The sequence below is a fragment of the Pseudomonas fluorescens genome (genome assembly GCF_001307275.1).
Taxonomy (GTDB): Bacteria; Pseudomonadota; Gammaproteobacteria; order Pseudomonadales; family Pseudomonadaceae; genus Aquipseudomonas; species Aquipseudomonas fluorescens_AA.
In genome coordinates this window covers 4,421,290-4,440,406 of sequence record NZ_CP012831.1, presented here as the reverse complement: position 1 = coordinate 4,440,406, position 19,117 = coordinate 4,421,290, and the positions used below count along the sequence as shown (strand labels likewise).

The 19,117-nt window shown below is 61.1% G+C and carries 17 protein-coding genes; 7 read left to right on the top strand and 10 right to left on the bottom strand.

Annotated elements, in window-relative coordinates; genetic code table 11:
* The first annotated feature begins 92 nt into the window (after positions 1-92).
* The 5 genes from AO356_RS19815 to fabB all read left to right on the top strand — a co-directional run bounded on the left by AO356_RS19815 (position 93) and on the right by fabB (position 7,043).
* Positions 93-2,216, top strand: a complete 2,124-nt coding sequence (locus AO356_RS19815) for a TonB-dependent receptor plug domain-containing protein (protein ID WP_060741173.1) — start codon at positions 93-95, stop codon at positions 2,214-2,216.
* Positions 2,217-3,149, top strand: a complete 933-nt coding sequence (locus AO356_RS19810) for an ABC transporter substrate-binding protein (RefSeq protein ID WP_060741172.1) — start codon at positions 2,217-2,219, stop codon at positions 3,147-3,149.
* Positions 3,146-5,047: an ATP-binding protein gene (locus tag AO356_RS19805; RefSeq protein ID WP_060741171.1), complete on the top strand. Its 1,902-nt coding sequence runs from the start codon at positions 3,146-3,148 to the stop codon at positions 5,045-5,047. The genes AO356_RS19810 and AO356_RS19805 overlap by 4 nt, the downstream gene beginning before the upstream one ends.
* 248 nt (positions 5,048-5,295) lie before the next feature.
* The gene (gene fabA / locus AO356_RS19800) at positions 5,296-5,811 is read left to right on the top strand and encodes a 3-hydroxyacyl-[acyl-carrier-protein] dehydratase FabA (RefSeq protein ID WP_003204400.1); all 516 of its coding nucleotides are present in this window, start codon (positions 5,296-5,298) and stop codon (positions 5,809-5,811) included.
* Between the two features lie 11 nt (positions 5,812-5,822).
* Positions 5,823-7,043: a beta-ketoacyl-ACP synthase I gene (gene fabB / locus AO356_RS19795; RefSeq protein ID WP_060741170.1), complete on the top strand. Its 1,221-nt coding sequence runs from the start codon at positions 5,823-5,825 to the stop codon at positions 7,041-7,043.
* A 181-nt stretch (positions 7,044-7,224) separates the two neighbouring features.
* Here the strand turns inward: fabB and AO356_RS19790 are convergent, their stop codons facing one another.
* Both AO356_RS19790 and AO356_RS19785 read right to left on the bottom strand, forming a co-directional pair.
* On the bottom strand, positions 7,225-7,689 hold the full coding sequence (locus tag AO356_RS19790; protein WP_060741169.1) for a DUF3859 domain-containing protein: 465 nt from the start codon (positions 7,687-7,689) through the stop codon (positions 7,225-7,227).
* Between the two features lie 233 nt (positions 7,690-7,922).
* Complete coding sequence (locus AO356_RS19785; RefSeq protein WP_162491261.1) at positions 7,923-8,939, bottom strand: amidohydrolase family protein; 1,017 nt, start codon at positions 8,937-8,939, stop codon at positions 7,923-7,925.
* 120 nt (positions 8,940-9,059) lie between these two features.
* Between AO356_RS19785 and AO356_RS19780 the strand changes: the two genes are divergently transcribed.
* A complete protein-coding gene (locus AO356_RS19780; RefSeq protein WP_060741167.1) occupies positions 9,060-9,920 on the top strand; it encodes a pirin family protein in 861 nt (286 codons plus the stop codon).
* A 130-nt stretch (positions 9,921-10,050) separates the two neighbouring features.
* Here AO356_RS19780 and AO356_RS19775 read toward each other — a convergent pair whose 3' ends face one another.
* The 4 genes from AO356_RS19775 to AO356_RS19760 form a co-directional block, all read right to left on the bottom strand.
* The gene (locus tag AO356_RS19775) at positions 10,051-10,779 is read right to left on the bottom strand and encodes a dienelactone hydrolase family protein (protein WP_060741166.1); all 729 of its coding nucleotides are present in this window, start codon (positions 10,777-10,779) and stop codon (positions 10,051-10,053) included.
* Positions 10,780-10,925: 146 nt separating this feature from the next.
* Positions 10,926-12,830, bottom strand: coding sequence for a molecular chaperone HtpG (gene htpG / locus AO356_RS19770; RefSeq protein WP_060743152.1), 1,905 nt, complete (start codon positions 12,828-12,830; stop codon positions 10,926-10,928).
* An 87-nt stretch (positions 12,831-12,917) separates the two neighbouring features.
* The gene (locus AO356_RS19765) at positions 12,918-13,379 is read right to left on the bottom strand and encodes a PaaI family thioesterase (RefSeq protein ID WP_060741165.1); all 462 of its coding nucleotides are present in this window, start codon (positions 13,377-13,379) and stop codon (positions 12,918-12,920) included.
* Complete coding sequence (locus AO356_RS19760) at positions 13,376-13,852, bottom strand: PaaI family thioesterase (protein WP_060741164.1); 477 nt, start codon at positions 13,850-13,852, stop codon at positions 13,376-13,378. Before AO356_RS19760 ends, AO356_RS19765 begins: the two co-directional genes overlap by 4 nt.
* 158 nt (positions 13,853-14,010) lie before the next feature.
* Between AO356_RS19760 and AO356_RS19755 the strand changes: the two genes are divergently transcribed.
* Positions 14,011-14,262 carry a hypothetical protein gene (locus AO356_RS19755; RefSeq protein WP_060741163.1) on the top strand — a complete coding sequence of 84 codons (252 nt, stop codon included), beginning with the start codon at positions 14,011-14,013 and terminating at the stop codon, positions 14,260-14,262.
* A 70-nt stretch (positions 14,263-14,332) separates the two neighbouring features.
* Here AO356_RS19755 and AO356_RS19750 read toward each other — a convergent pair whose 3' ends face one another.
* From AO356_RS19750 to sucC, 4 genes are all read right to left on the bottom strand, one after another.
* The gene (locus tag AO356_RS19750) at positions 14,333-15,070 is read right to left on the bottom strand and encodes a DUF599 domain-containing protein (RefSeq protein WP_060741162.1); all 738 of its coding nucleotides are present in this window, start codon (positions 15,068-15,070) and stop codon (positions 14,333-14,335) included.
* Positions 15,071-15,343: 273 nt separating this feature from the next.
* Positions 15,344-16,657 (bottom strand): branched-chain amino acid transport system II carrier protein, encoded by a 1,314-nt coding sequence (gene brnQ / locus AO356_RS19745; protein ID WP_060741161.1) that lies wholly within the window; start codon positions 16,655-16,657, stop codon positions 15,344-15,346.
* A gap of 392 nt (positions 16,658-17,049) precedes the next feature.
* Positions 17,050-17,934, bottom strand: a complete 885-nt coding sequence (sucD, locus tag AO356_RS19740) for a succinate--CoA ligase subunit alpha (RefSeq protein WP_014339581.1) — start codon at positions 17,932-17,934, stop codon at positions 17,050-17,052.
* Positions 17,934-19,100 (bottom strand): ADP-forming succinate--CoA ligase subunit beta, encoded by a 1,167-nt coding sequence (gene sucC / locus AO356_RS19735; RefSeq protein ID WP_003179235.1) that lies wholly within the window; start codon positions 19,098-19,100, stop codon positions 17,934-17,936. Before sucC ends, sucD begins: the two co-directional genes overlap by 1 nt.
* Between the last annotated feature and the right edge of the window lie 17 nt (positions 19,101-19,117).

Sequence of the window (19,117 nt, the reverse complement as noted above, 5' to 3'; positions counted from 1 at the left end):
TTAATTCCTAGGAAAATGCTGTCAACGTGAATGGAAAAGTCGTTCAGCTCAGTTAACATGCCCGTCACCCACCCATTCCCATAGGCTGTACCGTGTCCGTTGGCCCTTCCCGCTCAGGTTCGTCCCTGCTATTGGCACTGATCATCAGCCCGCCAGTGCTGGCCGACGACTTGTTCGTGGACAGCCAGCCCCTGCCCCAGGTACTGACGGCCACGCGCCTGAAGCAATCGCCAGCGGCGGTGCCGGGCAGCATGACCGTGCTCGACAGCGAGCTGATCAAGGCCAGCGGCGCCCGGGACATCAGCGAACTGCTGCGCCTGGTGCCAGGCATGATGGTCGGCAACATCACCGGCAACCAGGCGGCCGTGAACTACCATGGCACCAACGCCAGCGAAGCCCGGCGCATGCAAGTGCTGATCGACGGCCGCTCGGTGTACCGCGCCGGCTTGGCCACGGTGGACTGGAGCGATATTCCGGTGGCCATGGAAGACATTGAGCGGATCGAAGTCTTCCGCGGCCCCAACACCGTCAGTTATGGCGCCAACGCGCTGATGGCGGTGGTCAACATCATCACCCGCGCCCCGGCCGACAGCCACGGCACCCGGCTGAAAATCACCCGGGGCCAGCGTGGCATCAGTGACTGGTACGCCAGCCAGGGCAGCGGCTGGGACGGCGGCGACCTGCGGCTGTCGCTGTCCGGCCAGGAAGACGATGGCTTTGACAGCGACCGCAACGGTGCCGACTACCGCGACAGCCGCCGCCTGAACCGCTTCAACCTGTCCGTCAGCCAGACCCTGGACGAACGGCAGAGCATCGACTGGCAATTGAATGCCAAGGATGGGACCAACCAGCGGCCCTATACCTACCATCCCGTGTTTGCCGGGATTACCGCCGCTGGGGATAACTCCGATGTCATCGCCAAGGACTACGCCGGCTCACTGCGCTGGAACCTGGACCTGGACCCCGATCACAGCCTTTATGTACAGGGCTCGATCCAGCACTGGGATCGCCAGCAGACCTGGCGCGCCTGTGACGCCGAGGTGTCCTTCAGCCCGCAACTGACCGACCTGTGGCAGCTCAACCCCAACTATGCCGAGAAGCTGGCGCGCAATATCCCCAGCTACACCAGCACCGGCGCGCCACCCGGCACGCCACAGGAACAGGCGTTGGCCAATCAGGTGCTCGACCAGTGGCGCAACGGCGCCTCGCAAACCCTGTGCGGCGATATCGACCAGAGCGCCCGGGAATCGCGCTACGACCTGGAGATCCAGGACACCCTGAGCCTGTCCGACAGCCTGCGACTGGTCACCGGGGCCAACTATCGCTACGACCGGGCCGACTCGGAGACGTACTTCAACGGCACCCTGGACGACACCACCTGGCGCCTGTTCGGCCAGCTCGAATGGCGGGCCACCGAGCATTGGCTGTTGCAGGGCGGCGCGATGTTCGAAGACACCCGCCTGACCGGCAGCTCGCTGACTCCGCGGATCGCCGTCAATTACCTGATCACTCCGCGCCATGGCCTGCGGGCGGTGTACTCCGAAGCCGTGCGCTCGCCGGACATGTTCGAGAACAACGTCAACTGGAGCTATCAGGTCACCAACCTGCAACCCGCCGCCTTCGGCCAGAACAGTGCCCGTTACTTCGTCCAGACCCGCGGCCCGGGCAACCTGGAACAGGAGCACATGCGCTCCCGGGAACTGGGCTACAACGGTTACTTCGTGGACCTGGGCCTGGCGGTCGATGTGAAACTGTTCCATGACGAAATCACCGGCATGATCAGCGAGCCGCTGCGCAACAATCAGTACATTGCCAGCAACTCCAACGAATCACAGTTCTCCGGGGTCGAGACCCAGTTCGATTGGCGCATGACCAGCGCCGACCGCCTGCGCCTGACCTATGCCTATGTCGACGCCCAGGCCAGCAACCCTCTCGACGAACAACTGACCGCCCGCAACAGCGGCTCGGCCGGCTGGCTAAGGGACTGGGGCCAAGGCTGGAACAGCGCGCTGTTCTATTACGCCGCCGACGATCTCAATGGCTATCGCTTCGAACGGGTGGACACCCGTATCGCCCGGCGCATTCCCCTGGGCAAGGCCAGCCTGGAACTGGCGGGCGTCCTGCAACAGCGCCTGGACAACCAGCCCATGACCTTCGTCGACAACCGCTACGACGCTCGCCATGTCGTGTACTTCAGTGCGGAGTTGTCGTTCTAGATGTCCGGGAACGCCCGCCGCAAGATGCCATTTCATGGCCGCCTGACGCTGGCCCTGTGCCTGGTGTTCGCCGGATGGCTGACGACCCTCCAGGCCCGGGCCGCCGAAATTCTCTTGACCGGTGCAGAGGATAGCCCCGGCGTGCAGTCTTTCACCCAGGCCCTGAAAGCCCTGCGCCCCGAAGACAGCGTGCGGTTTACACCGCTGGCCAACCTGCCAGCGCCGGACAAGTTGCCGGATAATGTCCGCCTGGTTCTGCTTGACCTGCCCAGCCTGGAGTGGCGCCTGCAAGACGCCCGGGGCCCGGCTACCCTGGTCCTGCGCATCAGCCGCCAGCAAGCCCGCGATCGCCTGGGCGAGGCCACGCCCGCGCATCTGAGCCTGTTGTGGAGCGATCCACCGATGGCCCGGCAATTGCGGCTGATCCGCACCATCCTGCCGCAAGTGCGCCAGGTCGGCGTGCTGTACGACGCCCACAGTGAATTCCTGCTCAAGGACATCCGCCAGGCCGCGGCACCGCTGGGCCTGGTGATCGTCAGCGAACGCTGGGACGACACCAGCGACAGCCGTCCCCTGCAAAACCTGCTGGGCCAGAGCGATGTACTGCTGGGCCTCGATGACCCCGACTTGTACAACCCCAAGACCGTGAAGAACCTGTTGCTCAGCAGCTATGCCCGGCAACGTGCGCTGATCGGGCCCAGCGCGGCCTTCGTCAAGGCCGGCAGCCTGGCCAGCACCTACAGCGACCAGCAAGACTGGCTGGCGATTCTCGACGACCTGCTCGACCGCCCCGCCACGACCTGGCCGCGCACGCTGTATCCGGACCGTTTCAAAGTCCTGGGCAACCGGCAGGTCTCCCGCTCGCTGGGGATCGAACCGATTGACGCCGAATCCGTCGCGGCAACGTTGGCCGAAGGAGAACACCGCCCATGACCTTGCGTCGTCGTTGGGACATCAATACCCGCACCCAGCTCATCGCCCTCGGTCCGGCGTTGCTGCTGACCGTGCTGCTGATCAGCTTCTTTACCTTCGTGCGGATCCAGGACTTGCGCCAGGAGCTCAATCACACCGGGCAACTGATCGCCAACCAACTGGCCCCCGCCACGGAGTACGGGGTGATTTCCGGCAACAACGAAGTGCTGGAGAGCCTGCTCACCGCGACCCTGGCGACCCCTCACGTACGCTTCCTGGAGGTCCAGGACAACACCGACAAGGTCCTGGTGTATGTCGAACAACCCGAGCAAGTCCACAGCCGTGCCCAACAGATCGAAGTCTTCCAGGCCCCGGTGCGCCTGCAGCGCATTGCCCTGAACAATGATTTCCTGCAAGGCAACAGCACCGCCGTCGAGGCGCCCGGCGAAGATTACCTGGGCCGCGTGATCGTCGGCATGTCCAGTGACGCCTTCAGCCAGCGGCAGCAGGAGATCCTGTTCAAGGCCGCGATCCTGGCGCTGTTCGCCCTGCTGTTCACCTTCCTGGTGGCGCGCCGGCTGGCGACCAACCTGTCCCGGCCGATCCGCGACATCGGCAACGCGGTCAAGGCCATCCAGCAAGGCGACTACAGCGCCCCGCTGCCCGTCGTCGATGATGCCGAACTGGGGGCCTTGTCGCGGCACATCAACAACCTGGCCGACGGCCTGGAACAAGCCAGCCGCGAACAGCACCAGGCCATGGCGCAGTTGATCAAGACCCGCGAGGAAGCGGAAAAAGCCAACAGCGCCAAGTCCGAGTTCCTGGCGATGATGAGCCATGAACTGCGCACGCCCATGAACGGCGTACTGGGCATGCTGCAGTTGCTGGAAACCACTCGCATGACCGACGAACAGCACGAGTACACGGCGCTGGCGTCGGAATCCACCGAGCACCTGCTGAAGGTGATCAACGACATCCTCGACTTCTCGCGCATCGAACGCTCGGCCTTGGAACTGGAGCACATCCCGTTCAACCTGGCCGAACTGGTGGGCAGTTGCGCGCAGTCGTTCCAGCACAGCGCCGCGCAGCGCAAGCTGGGCCTGGACCTGCTGGTCCCGGACGACATGCGGGCCTTGCAGGTGCAGGGCGATCCGACGCGGATACGGCAGATCCTGGTGAACCTGATCGGCAACGCGCTGAAATTCACCGAGCAAGGCCGTGTCACCGTGCAATGCCAATGGCAAGCCCTGGACCACGAACTGCTGTGGTTCACCTGCACGGTTCGCGACAGTGGCATTGGTATTCCCGCCGAGAGCCTGGAACGCATGTTCGACGCCTTCCAACAGGCCGACAATTCGATTTCCCGGCGCTACGGCGGCACTGGCCTGGGCCTGCCGATCGCACGCACCCTGGCCGAACGCATGGGCGGGACGCTGCGGGCCCAGAGCGAAGAAGGCCAGGGCTCGGTGTTCACCCTCGAGATCCCGCTGGCCCTGTCGCGCCAGACGCCACCGACCCTGGCACCGCGCCTGCCCACCGGCAGCGGCGATGGCGAAGGCCGCAACGTGTTGCTGGTGGAAGACAATCCGGTCAACCAGACGGTGATCGAAGCCATGCTGCGCAGCCTGGGCTTCACCGTCAGCGTCGCCACCGATGGCGCCCAGGCTGTACGCAGCGCCGAAAGCCTGATTTTCGAAGCGATCCTCATGGATTGCCGCTTGCCCATCATCGATGGCTACGAAGCCACCCGGCAGATCCGTCAGTTGCCGGGCTGCGACGAGGTGCCGATCATCGCCCTGACGGCCAACGCCTTGCAGGGCGATCGCGAAGCCTGCCTCGCGGCGGGCATGAACGATTACCTGGCCAAGCCGTTCAAAAGGAACGACCTGCAGCAGATTCTGCAGCGCTGGGTGAACTAGAACCGCTCACCGGACCATCTGTGACTGGCGTGAAAGGCGAAAGTGCGGCAGTCTTAGGCACCCGAACAAGCCTCGATTGGGGCTTGAATAAAAATTTCAGTGCACAGGTGTACATTCATTTCCCGTGTGCTGTGACTTTCACTACAACGCAATAGTCTATGAGTAGGCTGTCGATTCGAGGCATGAACGCTTCGATCGGCCGGGAAGATTTGCCCCACCCTGCCGCATGGGACTATTGAGGAGCTCGCATGACCAAACAAAACGCCTTTACCCGGGAAGACCTGCTGCGCTGCAGTCGCGGTGAGCTGTTCGGCCCAGGTAACGCGCAACTGCCCGCCCCGAACATGCTGATGGTGGATCGCATCACCCATATCAGCGAAGAGGGTGGCAAGTACGGCAAAGGTGAATTGGTCGCCGAGCTGGATATCACTCCGGACCTGTGGTTCTTCGCCTGCCACTTCGAAGGTGACCCGGTGATGCCGGGCTGCCTGGGCCTGGACGCCATGTGGCAACTGGTCGGTTTCTTCCTCGGCTGGCAAGGCCTGCCGGGCCGCGGTCGCGCCCTGGGTTCGGGCGAAGTGAAGTTCTTTGGTCAGGTCCTGCCGACCGCCAAGAAAATCACCTATAACATTCATATCAAACGCGTCCTCAAGGGCAAGCTGAACATGGCCATTGCCGATGGTTCGGTTGCCGTGGATGGTCGCGAGATCTACACCGCCGAAGGCCTCCGGGTCGGCGTTTTCACCTCCACTGACAACTTCTAAGGGTTATCCGCATGCGCCGCGTCGTTATCACTGGTCTGGGCATCGTTTCGTGCCTGGGCAATGACAAAGAGACCGTCTCCGCTAACCTGCGTGCAAGTCGCCCTGGCATCCGGTTCAACCCGGAATATGCTGAAATGGGTCTGCGTAGCCAGGTTTCCGGCTCCATTGACCTCAATCTCGAAGAACTGATCGATCGCAAGATCTACCGTTTCGTCGGCCATGCGGCGGCCTACGCCTACCTGGCCATGAAGGACGCCGTCGCTGACTCCGGCCTGACCGAAGAGCAGGTTTCCAACCCGCGCACCGGCCTGATTGCCGGCTCCGGCGGCGCCTCCACCTTGAACCAGATGGAAGCGCTGGACATCCTGCGCGAAAAAGGCGTCAAGCGCGTTGGCCCCTACCGCGTCACGCGGACCATGAGCAGCACCGTTTCCGCCTGCCTGGCCACGCCGTTCAAGATCAAGGGCCTGAACTACTCCATCGCTTCTGCCTGCGCCACCAGTGCCCATTGCATCGGTACCGCCATGGAACAGATCCAGATGGGCAAGCAGGACATCGTGTTCGCCGGTGGCGGTGAAGAAGAACATTGGAGCCAGTCGTTCCTGTTCGACGCCATGGGCGCCCTGTCCAGCAAGCGCAACGACACGCCGGAAAAAGCTTCCCGTGCCTACGACGCCGACCGTGACGGCTTCGTCATCGCTGGCGGTGGCGGCATGGTCGTGGTCGAGGAACTGGAACACGCCTTGGCCCGTGGCGCGAAGATCTACGCGGAAATCGTCGGCTACGGCGCGACTTCCGATGGCTACGACATGGTCGCGCCAAGCGGTGAAGGTGCCGTGCGTTGCATGCAGATGGCCATGTCCACCGTCGATGCACCGATCGACTACCTGAACACCCACGGCACCTCGACCCCAGTGGGCGACGTGATGGAAATGAAAGGCGTACGTGAAGTGTTCGGCGACAAGGCTCCGGCCATCAGCTCCACCAAGAGCCTGTCGGGTCACTCCCTGGGCGCCGCCGGCGTTCACGAAGCGATCTACTGCATGCTGATGATGGAAGGCAACTTCATGGCCGGTTCGGCCAACATCGACGAACTGGACCCGGAAGTGGCCGACCTGCCCATCCTGACCAAGACTCGCGAAAACGCCACCATCAATACCGTGATGAGCAACAGCTTCGGCTTCGGTGGCACCAACGCCACCCTGGTGATGAAGCGCTGGCAGGGCAAGTAAGCCCCGCCGCTACGCCACACACAAAAACGCCCCGACTGGTTCGGGGCGTTTTTTTTGCGCCTATTCCCCTGTGGGAGCGAGCTTGCTCGCGATTGCAGTGTGTCATGCACCAGATAAGTTGACTGGCCTACCGCAATCGCGAGCAAGCTCGCTCCCACATCGGGTCTGTGGTGGCTAGAACTCAGCGCACCACAAACCGCTGCTGCGTCAGCAACCGATCGCCCTGGAACACCATGAACCGCCACTCCCCCGACACCACTTCGTGGCTTTCGGTGAACTCATAAGCCATGACGTCCTGAGGCGCGCCGGGCACCAGTTTCTGGATGACTTCGAATTTATCGTGACGCACGCCGTCAGGGGTACGGATGCCAGGTGTGAAGTACAACAGGGTCAACGGCTGATCATCGGCGACCTTGCCCGCCAACTGATAACGCATGCCGAACTTGGTGCCCAGCTTCGCCGGGACGCTCTCGGTCTGGCGGATCTGCTCGTTGCTGCGCCGCAGGACCCGCTCCCCCGATTGCAGCTCGGCTTGCGGCCCTTCGAAGACGCCGTATTCCACCGGGCCTTCGACACGGACTTCGGCCTGTGCCAGGCCGCAGGTCAACAACAGCGCGACCAGTGCGCTTGAACGGGTGAGGTGCATAGTGCGCTCCTTGATTGAGATGAGCGCGAGGGTATGACGCCGCAGTGACAGGCTGATGACAAACCAGCATTGGCCATACACCGAGAATCCTCTGTGGCGAGGGGATTTATCCCCGTTGGCTCGCGAAGCGGGCCCAAACCTGATATCTCAGTGTGTCAGACCGATCACCATCGAAGTTTTGGGCCTGCTGCGCAGTCCAGCGGGGATAAATCCCCTCGCCACAAGGTGCTTTCCTATCGCGGGACAGAACGCGGCAACACCGCCAGGAAATTATCCCGCGCCACCTTCCTGGCCACCTCTTCCGGCAAGGCATCAAGGAATGGATCGAAACTGTGCAACTCCTTGCCTAACTTGTTGAAGCGCCCGACCACATCCGAGCCCACCATGAAGCGCTCAGGAAAGCGCTCCACCAGCTTTACCCACTCGTCCCGGGGCTTGCCCGCCTCGTCCAGCAAGTACGGCGTGAGCAGGCTCCAGGACAGGTCGATGTACAGATTGGGATAGGCCTCAAGCATGCGGGTCAGGGTCGGCAACAGAAAATCCAGTTGGGTCTGGTGGCGATGGATTTCCATGCTGGTGCCGGCATGGGCCCAGATGAAACGCGTATGCGGGTGGTTGCGCAACGGCTCCTCGATCTCCGCCAGGTACAGGGGATTTCTCTCACGCTTGGACGTGATATTGGAATGCAGCATCACCGGCAGGTCATTCTCGGCCGCCAGGTGATAGATCCGAGTCATGGCTTCGTTGTTGGCTCTCGGGGTATCGCCCGAGGTCAGCGCCGTCAGGTCGTCATGGCGGGTGAAAACTTCGCCGATGCCTTGCCACAACCCCGGGTAGAGATCGAGCATGCGCTGGATGTGGGCGGCGGAGTTCTTATCGTTGGGATTGAAGCCCGACAGGAAAGGATGGAAGTGCCGACGTTGCTCCTCGGTCAGCTTGCTCACTGCCGCCGCAACAATCACATCGGTGGCGCTGTACCAATAGGCGTCTGCATCGTCACCGGCGTAGTAACGCGGGCGCTTGGGCTCGTCTTCATGCCATTTCTTGGCCACCGGAACACCGGAAATCATCACATGCTCGATGCGATTGTCCGCCATCGCCTGGAGCAGCTTGGGCATGCCGGCGGTTTCCTGAAAGAAATCGACGTAATGCAGGTGCGCATCGCTGTAGGCATATTCGCGGGCCGCGGCGCCGCCACTCGAAACAACCAGCAGCCAGGCAAAGATCAAACGGGTCAAAGGCACGGGCAGTCTCCAGAAGCCATGAGCAACATAGACCCTCGCCGTCCCGCTGGGGTTCAAGGCGCATCTGCCGCGTCTGCCGGCGGCGGGTTATGCTTCGCGCAACCGTTGTTCAACCTGGAAGACAACATGACCACTCCCCTGACCGTTCGCCCCCGCGCCGAAGACGTCGAAGGCCAGCCGATTCTTCGCCCGCTGCCGTCCGCCAAATGTCGCAGCGTCGGGCCTTTCGTGTTTTTCGATCACATGCTGCAAACCACCTACCCGGCCGGCAAAGGCATGAACATCCGCCAGCACCCGCATATCGGCCTGTCCACCCTCACCTACCTGTTCGAAGGCAAGCTCCAGCACAAGGACAGCCTGGGTTCCGACCAGGTGGTGGACGCCGGGGATGTCAGCTGGATGACCGCCGGCAGCGCCATCGCCCACGTCGAACGCACTCCCGAGTCACTGCTGGGCAGCCCTTTCGTCATGCACGGGTTGCAAGTCTGGCTGGCCTCGCCCAAAGCCTACGAACAAGGCCCGGGGCACTACAGCCATCATCCGGCACAGAGCCTGCCGGTCAGTGAGAACCTGGGGGTCAGCATCCGCATGATCGCCGGGTCAGGCTTTTGCCTGGAATCGCCGGTGCCGGTGCTCTCGCCCACGCTGTATGCCGAACTGCACCTGCAGACCGCGACGACATTGCTGATTCCCACCGAGCATGAAGAGCGGGCCCTGTATGTGTTGAGCGGCGAGGCGTTGCTGGATGGCGAGCCGGTAGAAGCCCATTCCCTGGTGATATTGCCAACAGAGGAAGAGATGACGCTGTTTGCCGACAGCGATTGCCATGCCGTGCTGTTCGGCGGCGCACCGCTGGATGGACCGCGACGGATGAACTGGAATTTCGTCGCCAGCGACCCTGCCCGGATCGACGAAGCCCGCCGGCGCTGGGCAGCCGGAGACTGGCCGACCGTGCCAGGGGAAAGCGAGCGGATCGAGTTGCCCTAGATCGGATGCCATTAACCTGTGGGAGCCGAGCTTGCTCGCGATAGCGGTGTGTCAGTCGGCATTAATGCTGATTGATACACCGCTATCGCGAGCAAGCTCGGCTCCCACAGGGGTTCTGCGCCAACCAATCTCAGCCCTTGAACACTTCATCCAGCAAGTTATGCATCGACCGGAACGCGCGTCCGGCGACCTTGGCGTTGTACATCATCTTGCCCGGCATATTGGCCTGCGGGTCGGTGAACGAGTGCACCGCACCGCCGTAGCTCAGCAATTGCCAATCCACCCCAGCCGCGTTCATTTCATCTTCGAAGGCCGGTAGCTGCTCTTTCGGCACCAGCGGGTCGGAGGCGCCATGCAGCACCAACACCGCGCCCTTGATGTTCTGCGCATCGGCCGGGTTCGGTGTATCCAGGGTGCCGTGGAAGGAGATCGCCGCCTTCAACGGTGCGCCACTGCGAGCCAGCTCCAGGGCGCAGCAACCCCCGAAGCAGAAGCCGAACGTGGCCAGTCTCGCCGTGTCGACCTGTGCATCCCCCTGGCTCTGCAGTTGTTCGAACGCCGCCTGCATACGCTTGCGCAACAAGGCCCGGTCGTTCTTGAGGGGCATCATCGCCGCCCCCGCTTCATCGGCATTGCTCGGGCGCACCGTCTGCCCGTACAAGTCGGCGATCAACACCACATAACCGTTGGCCGCCACCGACTTGGCGATCTCCTCGGCACCTGCCCCTACACCCATCCAGTTCGGCGCCATCAGCAAACCCGGGCGCGGGCCCTGCTGGTTGACGTCGAAGGCCAGGCGACCTTCATAACTTTGACCATCGATCTGATAGACCAGCGAACGAACCGTAACCTGACTCATGACAGACTCCTCCTGATGAAACATTCAAGAAGCCCTTGTGGGAGCGAGCTTGCTCGCGATAACGGTAGACCAGTCAACGTATCTGTTGAATGTTGGACCGAAATCGCGAGCAAGCTCGCTCCCACAAGGGACTTTCCTGCGTCAGATTAAGCTGACAGTTCGACCAACAGCTTGTTCAGGCGACGCACATACGCCGCCGGATCCTTCAGGCTGTCGCCGGCCGCCAGGGCCGCCTGGTCGAACAGGATGTGCGACAGATCGCCGAAACGCTCTTCGCTCTGCTCGTTGTCGAGTTTTTCCACCAGCGGGTGGGCCGGGTTGAATTCGAAGATCGGCTTGGAGTCCGGGACTTTCTGGCCGCTGGCTTCGAGGATCTGGCGCATCTGCAGGCCCAGGTCCTGCTCACCGATGGCCAGGATCGCCGGAGAATCGGTCAGGCGGTGCGAGACACGCACTTCGCTGACAGCATCGCCCAGGGCCGTCTTGATCCGCTCGACCAGGCCTTCCTTGCTCTTGGCGACTTCTTCGGCGGCTTTCTTGTCTTCTTCCGAATCCAGGTTGCCGAGGTCCAGGTCGCCACGGGCCACATCGACGAAGCTCTTGCCGTCGAACTCGTTGAGATAGCTCATCAGCCACTCGTCGATACGGTCGGTCAGCAGCAGCACTTCGATGCCTTTCTTGCGGAAGACTTCAAGGTGCGGGCTGTTCTTGACCTGCGCATACGTTTCACCGGTCAGGTAGTAGATCTTGTCCTGGCCTTCCTTGGCGCGAGCCAGGTAATCGGCCAGGCCAACGATCTGCTCGCCATCGTCACCCTGGGTCGACGCAAAGCGCAGCAGGCCGGCGATTTTCTCTTTGTTGGCGAAGTCCTCGGCCGGGCCTTCTTTCATGACCTGGCCGAAGTTTTTCCAGAAGCTCTTGTACTGCTCGGGCTCGTTCTTCGCCAGTTTTTCCAGCATGTCCAGCACGCGCTTGGTCAGTGCCGACTTCATGGAGTCGATGATCGGATCTTTCTGCAGGATTTCCCGCGAAACGTTCAGCGACAAATCGTTGGAATCCACCACGCCTTTGATGAAACGCAGGTACAGCGGCAGGAACGACTCGGCCTGGTCCATCACGAACACACGCTGCACATACAGCTTCAGGCCACGTGGCGCCTCACGCTGGTACAGGTCGAACGGTGCACGGGCCGGCACGTACAGCAGCGAGTTGTATTCCAGCTTGCCTTCGACCTTGTTATGGCTCCAGCTCAGCGGGTTCTCGTAGTCGTGGGCGATATGCTTGTAGAACTCCTGGTATTCCTCGTCTTTCACTTCGGTGCGCGGACGGGTCCACAGGGCACTGGCGCGGTTGACGGTTTCCCATTCCACTTCAGGCTTTTCTTCGCCTTCGGCAGCGGTGACTTCCTTCGGCAGCTCGATGGGCAGCGCGATATGGTCGGAGTACTTCTTGATGATGTTGCGCAGGCGCCAGCCATCGGCGAACTCGTCTTCACCGGATTTGAGGTGCAGCACGATGCGGGTGCCGCGATCAGCCTTGTCGACGGTAGCGACTTCGAATTCGCCCTCGCCCTTGGAAGACCAGTGCACGCCTTCGCTCGCAGCGAGGCCGGCACGGCGGCTGAACACTTCGACCTGGTCGGCCACGATGAACGCGGAATAGAAGCCGACGCCGAACTGCCCGATCAGGTGGGAATCTTTCTTCTGGTCGCCGGACAGGTTCTTCATGAAGTCGGCCGTGCCAGACTTGGCGATGGTGCCCAGGTGCGTGATCACCTCTTCGCGGCTCATGCCGATGCCGTTGTCTTCGAGGGTGACGGTTTTCGCGTCCTTGTCGAAGCTCACACGGATTTTCAGCTCGGCGCCGCCTTCCAACAGTTCAGGCTTGGAAAGGGCTTCGAAACGTAATTTGTCGACAGCGTCAGAGGCGTTCGAAATCAGCTCGCGAAGGAAAATTTCCTTATTCGAATACAGCGAGTGAATCATCAGGTGCAGCAGTTGCTTCACCTCGGTCTGGAAGCCCAGGGTTTCCTTTTGAGTTTCCACGCTCATGGTCATCAAACTCCAAGTGGATGGTGGTGTCCGCCTCGCTGAGATTGGCGGCGGGATGTCCTCAAGGTGGGGGCAACGCTGATGATTTCAAGGGCGTTCCGGTTTTGAAGGCTCCTGGATCTTGAAATGCGCCCGGGCGGTGGCGATGGGCTCGGCCTCGACATCTTGCCAGGCGGTGATCGCGACATTGGCGACCCGCCGGCCCTGGCGCCAGACCTGGCATTTGGCATAGGTGTCGCGAAACTGCCCGGTGCGCAGGTAATCCAGGGAAAAGTCGATGATCTTTGGTACCCCCGGCGTGCCGGTGGCGATCAACAGATGAACGGCGGCCGACAACTCCATGAAACCGGCGATGACCCCGCCGTGGATGGCCGGCAATAAAGGGTTACCAATGTTGTCCTTGTTGGCCGGCAGGCGAAACACCAAGTCGTCGCCCTGGCGCGTGCATTCGACGCCGATGAGTTGGGCATAGGGGATCGAGGCGAGCAGCAGCGCGTAGTCGCCCTGCTCACAGGCATGGCGCAGTTGTTCCTGGGTGGTCTCGGTCATGGCTGGCCCACGGCAGTCAATGGACTGGCCTTCCCCATGCCCCTGGCATGCTGGCCCAGGCGCATGAACGTGCCCACCACATGGGCGATGGGTTGCTCGGGGTCGTCCTGATAGGCGAAACCCCGGGTGAAGATCACGTCCGGGGTCACCCGATAGCATTGAGCGAAGCCGTAGACGTCTTTGTGGGGCTCGGCGGCGTGCATGTAGTCGATGCGCAGGTCGAGGGTAGGACAGACTTCGAATTGCGGCAGCACACACAAGGTCGACATGCCGCACGCACTGTCCATCAATGAGGTCAACGCGCCACCATGGATGATGCCCGTCAGGGGATTGCCGACGATTTTCGGGCTGAACGGCAGGATGAGCGTCAGCCCATCACGACTGGCGCTGTGCAACTTCAAGCCCAACACCTGGCAATGCCGCAGGGCGGATAAAAAGCGGGTGGCACGCTCAAAAATGGGGTCTTCAGCCATGTCCATCAATGCCCTTGTTTATTTAGAGGCCTGGCAACAGGCGAGCTCGCTAAAGTTCCGCGACCGTGCAAAGTTATATATCTGTAGCAAAAGAGGAACTTAACCCGAGGGGGGTTGCTCAAAAGGCCAGTAGTTATTTCCATAAGGAGAAACACCCCATGCGTAAGACTTTTGCTATTGCCTTGATGTTGGCCGCCTCCCTCGGTCTCGCTGCCTGCGATAAAAAATCCGAGGACAAAGCTCAAGATGCCGCACAACACGCTGAGCAAGCTCAGCAAGACATGAACAAAGCACAGGATAAAGTGAACGACGCGGCTAAAGAAAACGCCGAAGCCGCCAAAGCTCAGTCTGAATCGAACAGCGCCGCCCAGCAGGAACAAGCACCTGCCACCGCGCCTAAGACCAACTGATACGGTTTTAGCTGTAAAAGAAAACCCGCCTGGTGCGGGTTTTCTTTTGCCTGTGATTTGGCGGCGCCTGTCAGGCCGCTTCCTTGCCAACCTCGGGCACTGGTGCTTCCGTGGGGGTATAGACCATCACGTCCAGCACATCGGAGTGAAACTCGCGCTGATACAGCACGAACACCACGCCGGCACTCATCAACATGAATAACCAGGGGCTGACGAACCACGCCAACATGGTCATGCCGAAATAATAGGAACGCAGGCCGAAGTTGAATTGGTTGGCCGCCATGGAAATGACTCGCGCCGCCCTTAGCGCAAAGGCCTTGCGCTCCTGCTCCGACACATGCCGCTCGCCGATCATCGGCGCCGAGCCAATCAGTACCGCCGCGAAGTTGTACTGGCGCATGCACCAACTGAAGGTGAAGAACGCATACACGAACACCAGTGCCAGGCACAGCAACTTGACCTCCGCCATGCCCTGGGAAGCCTGTTGCACCATGGGGATGTCCGCCAGCAACGACACCGCCCGATCCGATGCCCCGAGCACCGTCAGGATGCCAGCCAGGATGATCAGCGTGCTGGAGGCGAAGAATGAGGCGTTGCGCTCCAGGTTGCCGATCACGCTGGCATCGGCGATGCGGTTCTCGCGCAGCAGCATGCGGCGCATCCAGTCTTCGCGGTACAGGTGCATGACACTGGCCAGGCAGGCCGTATCGCGGGCCTTCCAGGTCGCGTAACGGGTGTAGCCCGCCCAGCAGATGATGAACCAGGCGGCGGCAAGCAGATGGATCAGGTTGGCTTGGATGAATGACATTCGATTTCCTGTGACGAAACAAAATCTGGAGCAATAGTCGCGGTGAACCCTGTGGGAGCGAGCTTGCTCGCGATTGCGATCCATCAGACACATCGATACTGGCTGATCTGGCGCTATCGCGAGCAAGCTCGCTCCCACAAGGTTGTGTGCAAGCCTTTCGAGACACTGCTTCGACGTTAGTCCACGAAAAAAGACACGGCACTCAAAAAAAATGCCCCGTATCGATTGATACGGGGCATTTCGGTTGTAGCCGATGAATCTGCCTGAAGCTGTTTAAGCCAGTGCTTCGCTGCGCTTGCCCAGCAGGCGATCACACACCACCGCGACCACCAGGGTCATCACCGAAGGCACCAGCCAGGCCAGGCCTTGTTCGCTCAGCGGCAAGTGGGCCAGTTGCGTCGGCATCCAGTCCGCCAGCCCGGCGCCCTTGAGCGCATCGATCAGGCCAAACAGGAACGACACCAGCATCACCGGGCCAACGATGCGCCCTTGCTCGTGCCAGAAGTCCTTGCAGAAGCTCAAGGCCACCAGGGCGATGCACGGCGGGTAGATCGCGGTGAGGACCGGAATCGAGAACGCGATCAGCTTGGTCAGGCCCAGGTTGGACACCAGCAGCGAAAAGGCCGCCAGGATCACCACCAGGGTCTTGTAGGACAGCGGCAAAACGCGGCTGAAGTACTCGGCACAGGCGCAGGTCAGGCCGACCGCGGTCACCAGGCACGCCAGGGAGATCAGCACCGCCAGGAAACCGCTGCCCAGGCTGCCGAAGGTATGTTGCACGTAGGCATGCAGCACCGCCGCGCCGTTGGTCGCGCCCATGGCCACTTCATGGCTGCCCGAACCGAGGCGGAACAGACTGACGTAGACCAGCGCCAGGCCCACCCCGGCAATCAGCCCGGCGATGATCGCGTAGCGGGTGATCAAGGCCGGCGACTCGACGCCCCGGGAACGGATTGCGTTGACGATGACGATTCCGAATACCAATGCGCCCAGGGTATCCATGGTCAGGTAGCCATTGATGAAGCCCTGGGAAAACGGCGCCGCCACGTATTCGGGGGTCGCCACGCCGATATCGCCGGCCGGCAAGGCAAACGCGGCGATGCCGAGCACGGCCAGGGCGATGATTTTAAGGGGCGCGAGGAAACGCCCGACGGTGTCCAGCAGGCGGCCCGGGTAGAGCGAGATGAAGAACACCAGCAGGAAATACGCGGCGCTGTACAGGAACAGTGCCAGCGGGCTTTCGCCCGTCAATGGCGCCAGACCGACTTCGAACGAAACGGTAGCGGTACGCGGCGTGGCGAACAACGGGCCAACGGCCAGGTAGCACACCGCCGCCAGCAACCCGCCGGCGACCTTGCCGATGGGGCTGCTCAAGGCGTCCATCGCCCCGCCCACCTTGGCCAGTGCCACGACCGTGATGACCGGCAGCCCGACCGCCGTGATCAAAAAGCCCAGCGCCGCCATCCAGACATGAGGCCCGGACTGCAAACCGACGATAGGCGGGAAGATGATGTTGCCGGCCCCGACGAACAGGGCAAATGTCATGAAACCAAGCGCCAGGATGTCCTGGCCTTTCAACACTTTCATTAAGGAAACCACACTACTGAATCGGAATTTAGAGAGGGATTTCCCTTATGGGTGAGGGAAATGCTGCCGATCCGTATGGGACCGACCCGTTTAGCGCGGCGCTTCCTTGTGGGCAGCGGTCGCAAAAATGGCTGCTAGCCTAACGAATTTGGCGATAAAACGCACTGTAAAGGGGCAAACTATCCGATGCACGACGTCCCCGTGTCGCGTTTTTGCATGTAAATGGTTGGCGATTGTCATTCCGTCATCGCGAGCAAGCTCGCTCCCACAATGAAATGCGCTCGACTGTGGGAGCGAGCTTGCTCGCGATAAGGCCCTCCCCATAGACCCAGAAACGACAAAGGCCACCCGAAGGTGGCCTTTGTTGCTGGAACGAAAAGGTCAGCCGAAGCTTACTTCTTCATTTCCCAGCCAGTCAGCTCGGCCAGGGCCTTGCCGATGTCTGCCAGCGAACGCACGGTTTTCACGCCTGCGTCTTGCAGCGCAGCGAATTTCTCGTCTGCAGTGCCTTTGCCGCCAGAGATGATTGCGCCAGCATGGCCCATGCGCTTGCCCGGAGGAGCAGTCACACCCGCGATGTAGGACACAACCGGCTTGGTCACGTTGGCCTTGATGTAGGCAGCGGCTTCTTCTTCAGCCGAACCGCCGATCTCACCGATCATGACGATCGCTTCGGTCTTCGGGTCTTCCTGGAACAGCTTCAGGATGTCGATGAAGTTCGAACCCGGGATCGGGTCACCGCCGATGCCGACGCAAGTCGACTGACCGAAACCGGCGTCAGTGGTCTGCTTCACAGCTTCGTAGGTCAGGGTGCCGGAACGGGAAACGATACCGACCTTGCCTGGCAAGTGAATGTGACCTGGCATGATGCCGATCTTGCATTCGCCTGGGGTGATCACGCCTGGGCAGTTAGGGCCGATGAGGGTGATACCCAGCTCGTCGCACTTGACCTTGGCTTCCAGCATGTCGATGGTCGGGATGCCTTCGGTGATGCAGACGATCAGCTTGATGCCGCCGAACGCTGCTTCAAGGATGGAGTCCTTGCAGAAAGGAGCCGGAACGTAGATCACGCTGGCGGTGGCGCCAGTGGCAGCTACAGCGTCTTTCACGGTGTTGAACACGGGCAGGCCCAGGTGCTCGGTGCCGCCTTTGCCTGGTGTTACGCCGCCAACCATCTTGGTGCCGTATTCCAGGGCTTGCTGGGTGTGGAAACTACCTTGCGAACCGGTAATGCCCTGGCAGATAACCTTGGTGTCTTTATTGATCAGGACGCTCATTATTTGCCCTCCGCAGCTTTAACGACTTGTTGAGCAGCGTCGGTCAGGCTGGTAGCAGCGATGATGTTCAAACCGCTTTCTGCCAGTACTTTAGCGCCCAGCTCAGCGTTGTTGCCTTCGAGGCGAACAACAACCGGGATTTTCACGCCGACTTCTTTCACGGCGCCGATGATGCCTTCGGCAATCATGTCGCAGCGAACGATGCCGCCGAAGATGTTGACCAGTACTGCGGCGACGTTGGTGTCGGACAGGATGATCTTGAACGCTTCGGTAACGCGTTCCTTGGTAGCACCGCCGCCCACGTCGAGGAAGTTGGCTGGCTTGCCGCCGTGCAGGTTGACGATGTCCATGGTACCCATGGCCAGGCCGGCACCGTTGACCATGCAGCCGATGTTGCCTTCCAGGGCTACGTAGTTCAGTTCGAACTTGGCAGCGTGCGCTTCGCGCGGATCGTCTTGCGACGGATCGTGGAAAGTCTTCAGCTTAGGCTGACGGTACATGGCGTTGGCGTCGATGTTGATCTTGGCATCGAGGCAGTGCAGGTCGCCGTCGGCCTTGATCACCAGCGGGTTCACTTCCAGCAGTGCCAGGTCGTGGTCCTGGAACAGCTTGGCCAGACCTACGAAGATCTTGGCGAATTGAGTGACCTGCTTGCCTTCCAGACCCAGCTGGAATGCCAGCTCGCGACCCTGGAATGGCTGAGCGCCAACCAGTGGATCGATGGTGGCCTTGAGGATTTTCTCAGGGGTATCGTGAGCGATTTTCTCGATGTCCACGCCACCTTCGGTGGAAGCCATGAACACGATACGGCGGCTCGAACGGTCAACGACAGCGCCCAGGTACAGCTCTTTAGCGATATCAGTGCACGATTCAACCAGGATCTTGGTGACTGGCTGACCGTTGGCGTCAGTCTGGTAAGTCACCAGACGCTTGCCCAGCCACTGCTGTGCGAAGGCTTTGGCGTCTTCTTTGCTGCGAACCAGCTTGACGCCGCCCGCTTTACCGCGACCACCGGCGTGAACCTGGGCTTTGACAACCCATTCGCTGCCGCCGATTTTGTCGCAAGCTTCTGCTGCCGCTTCCGGGGTGTCTACCGCGTAGCCGGTGGATACTGGCAGGCCGTACTCAGCGAACAGCTGCTTACCCTGATACTCGTGAAGATTCATGCTTATTACCGTCTTCG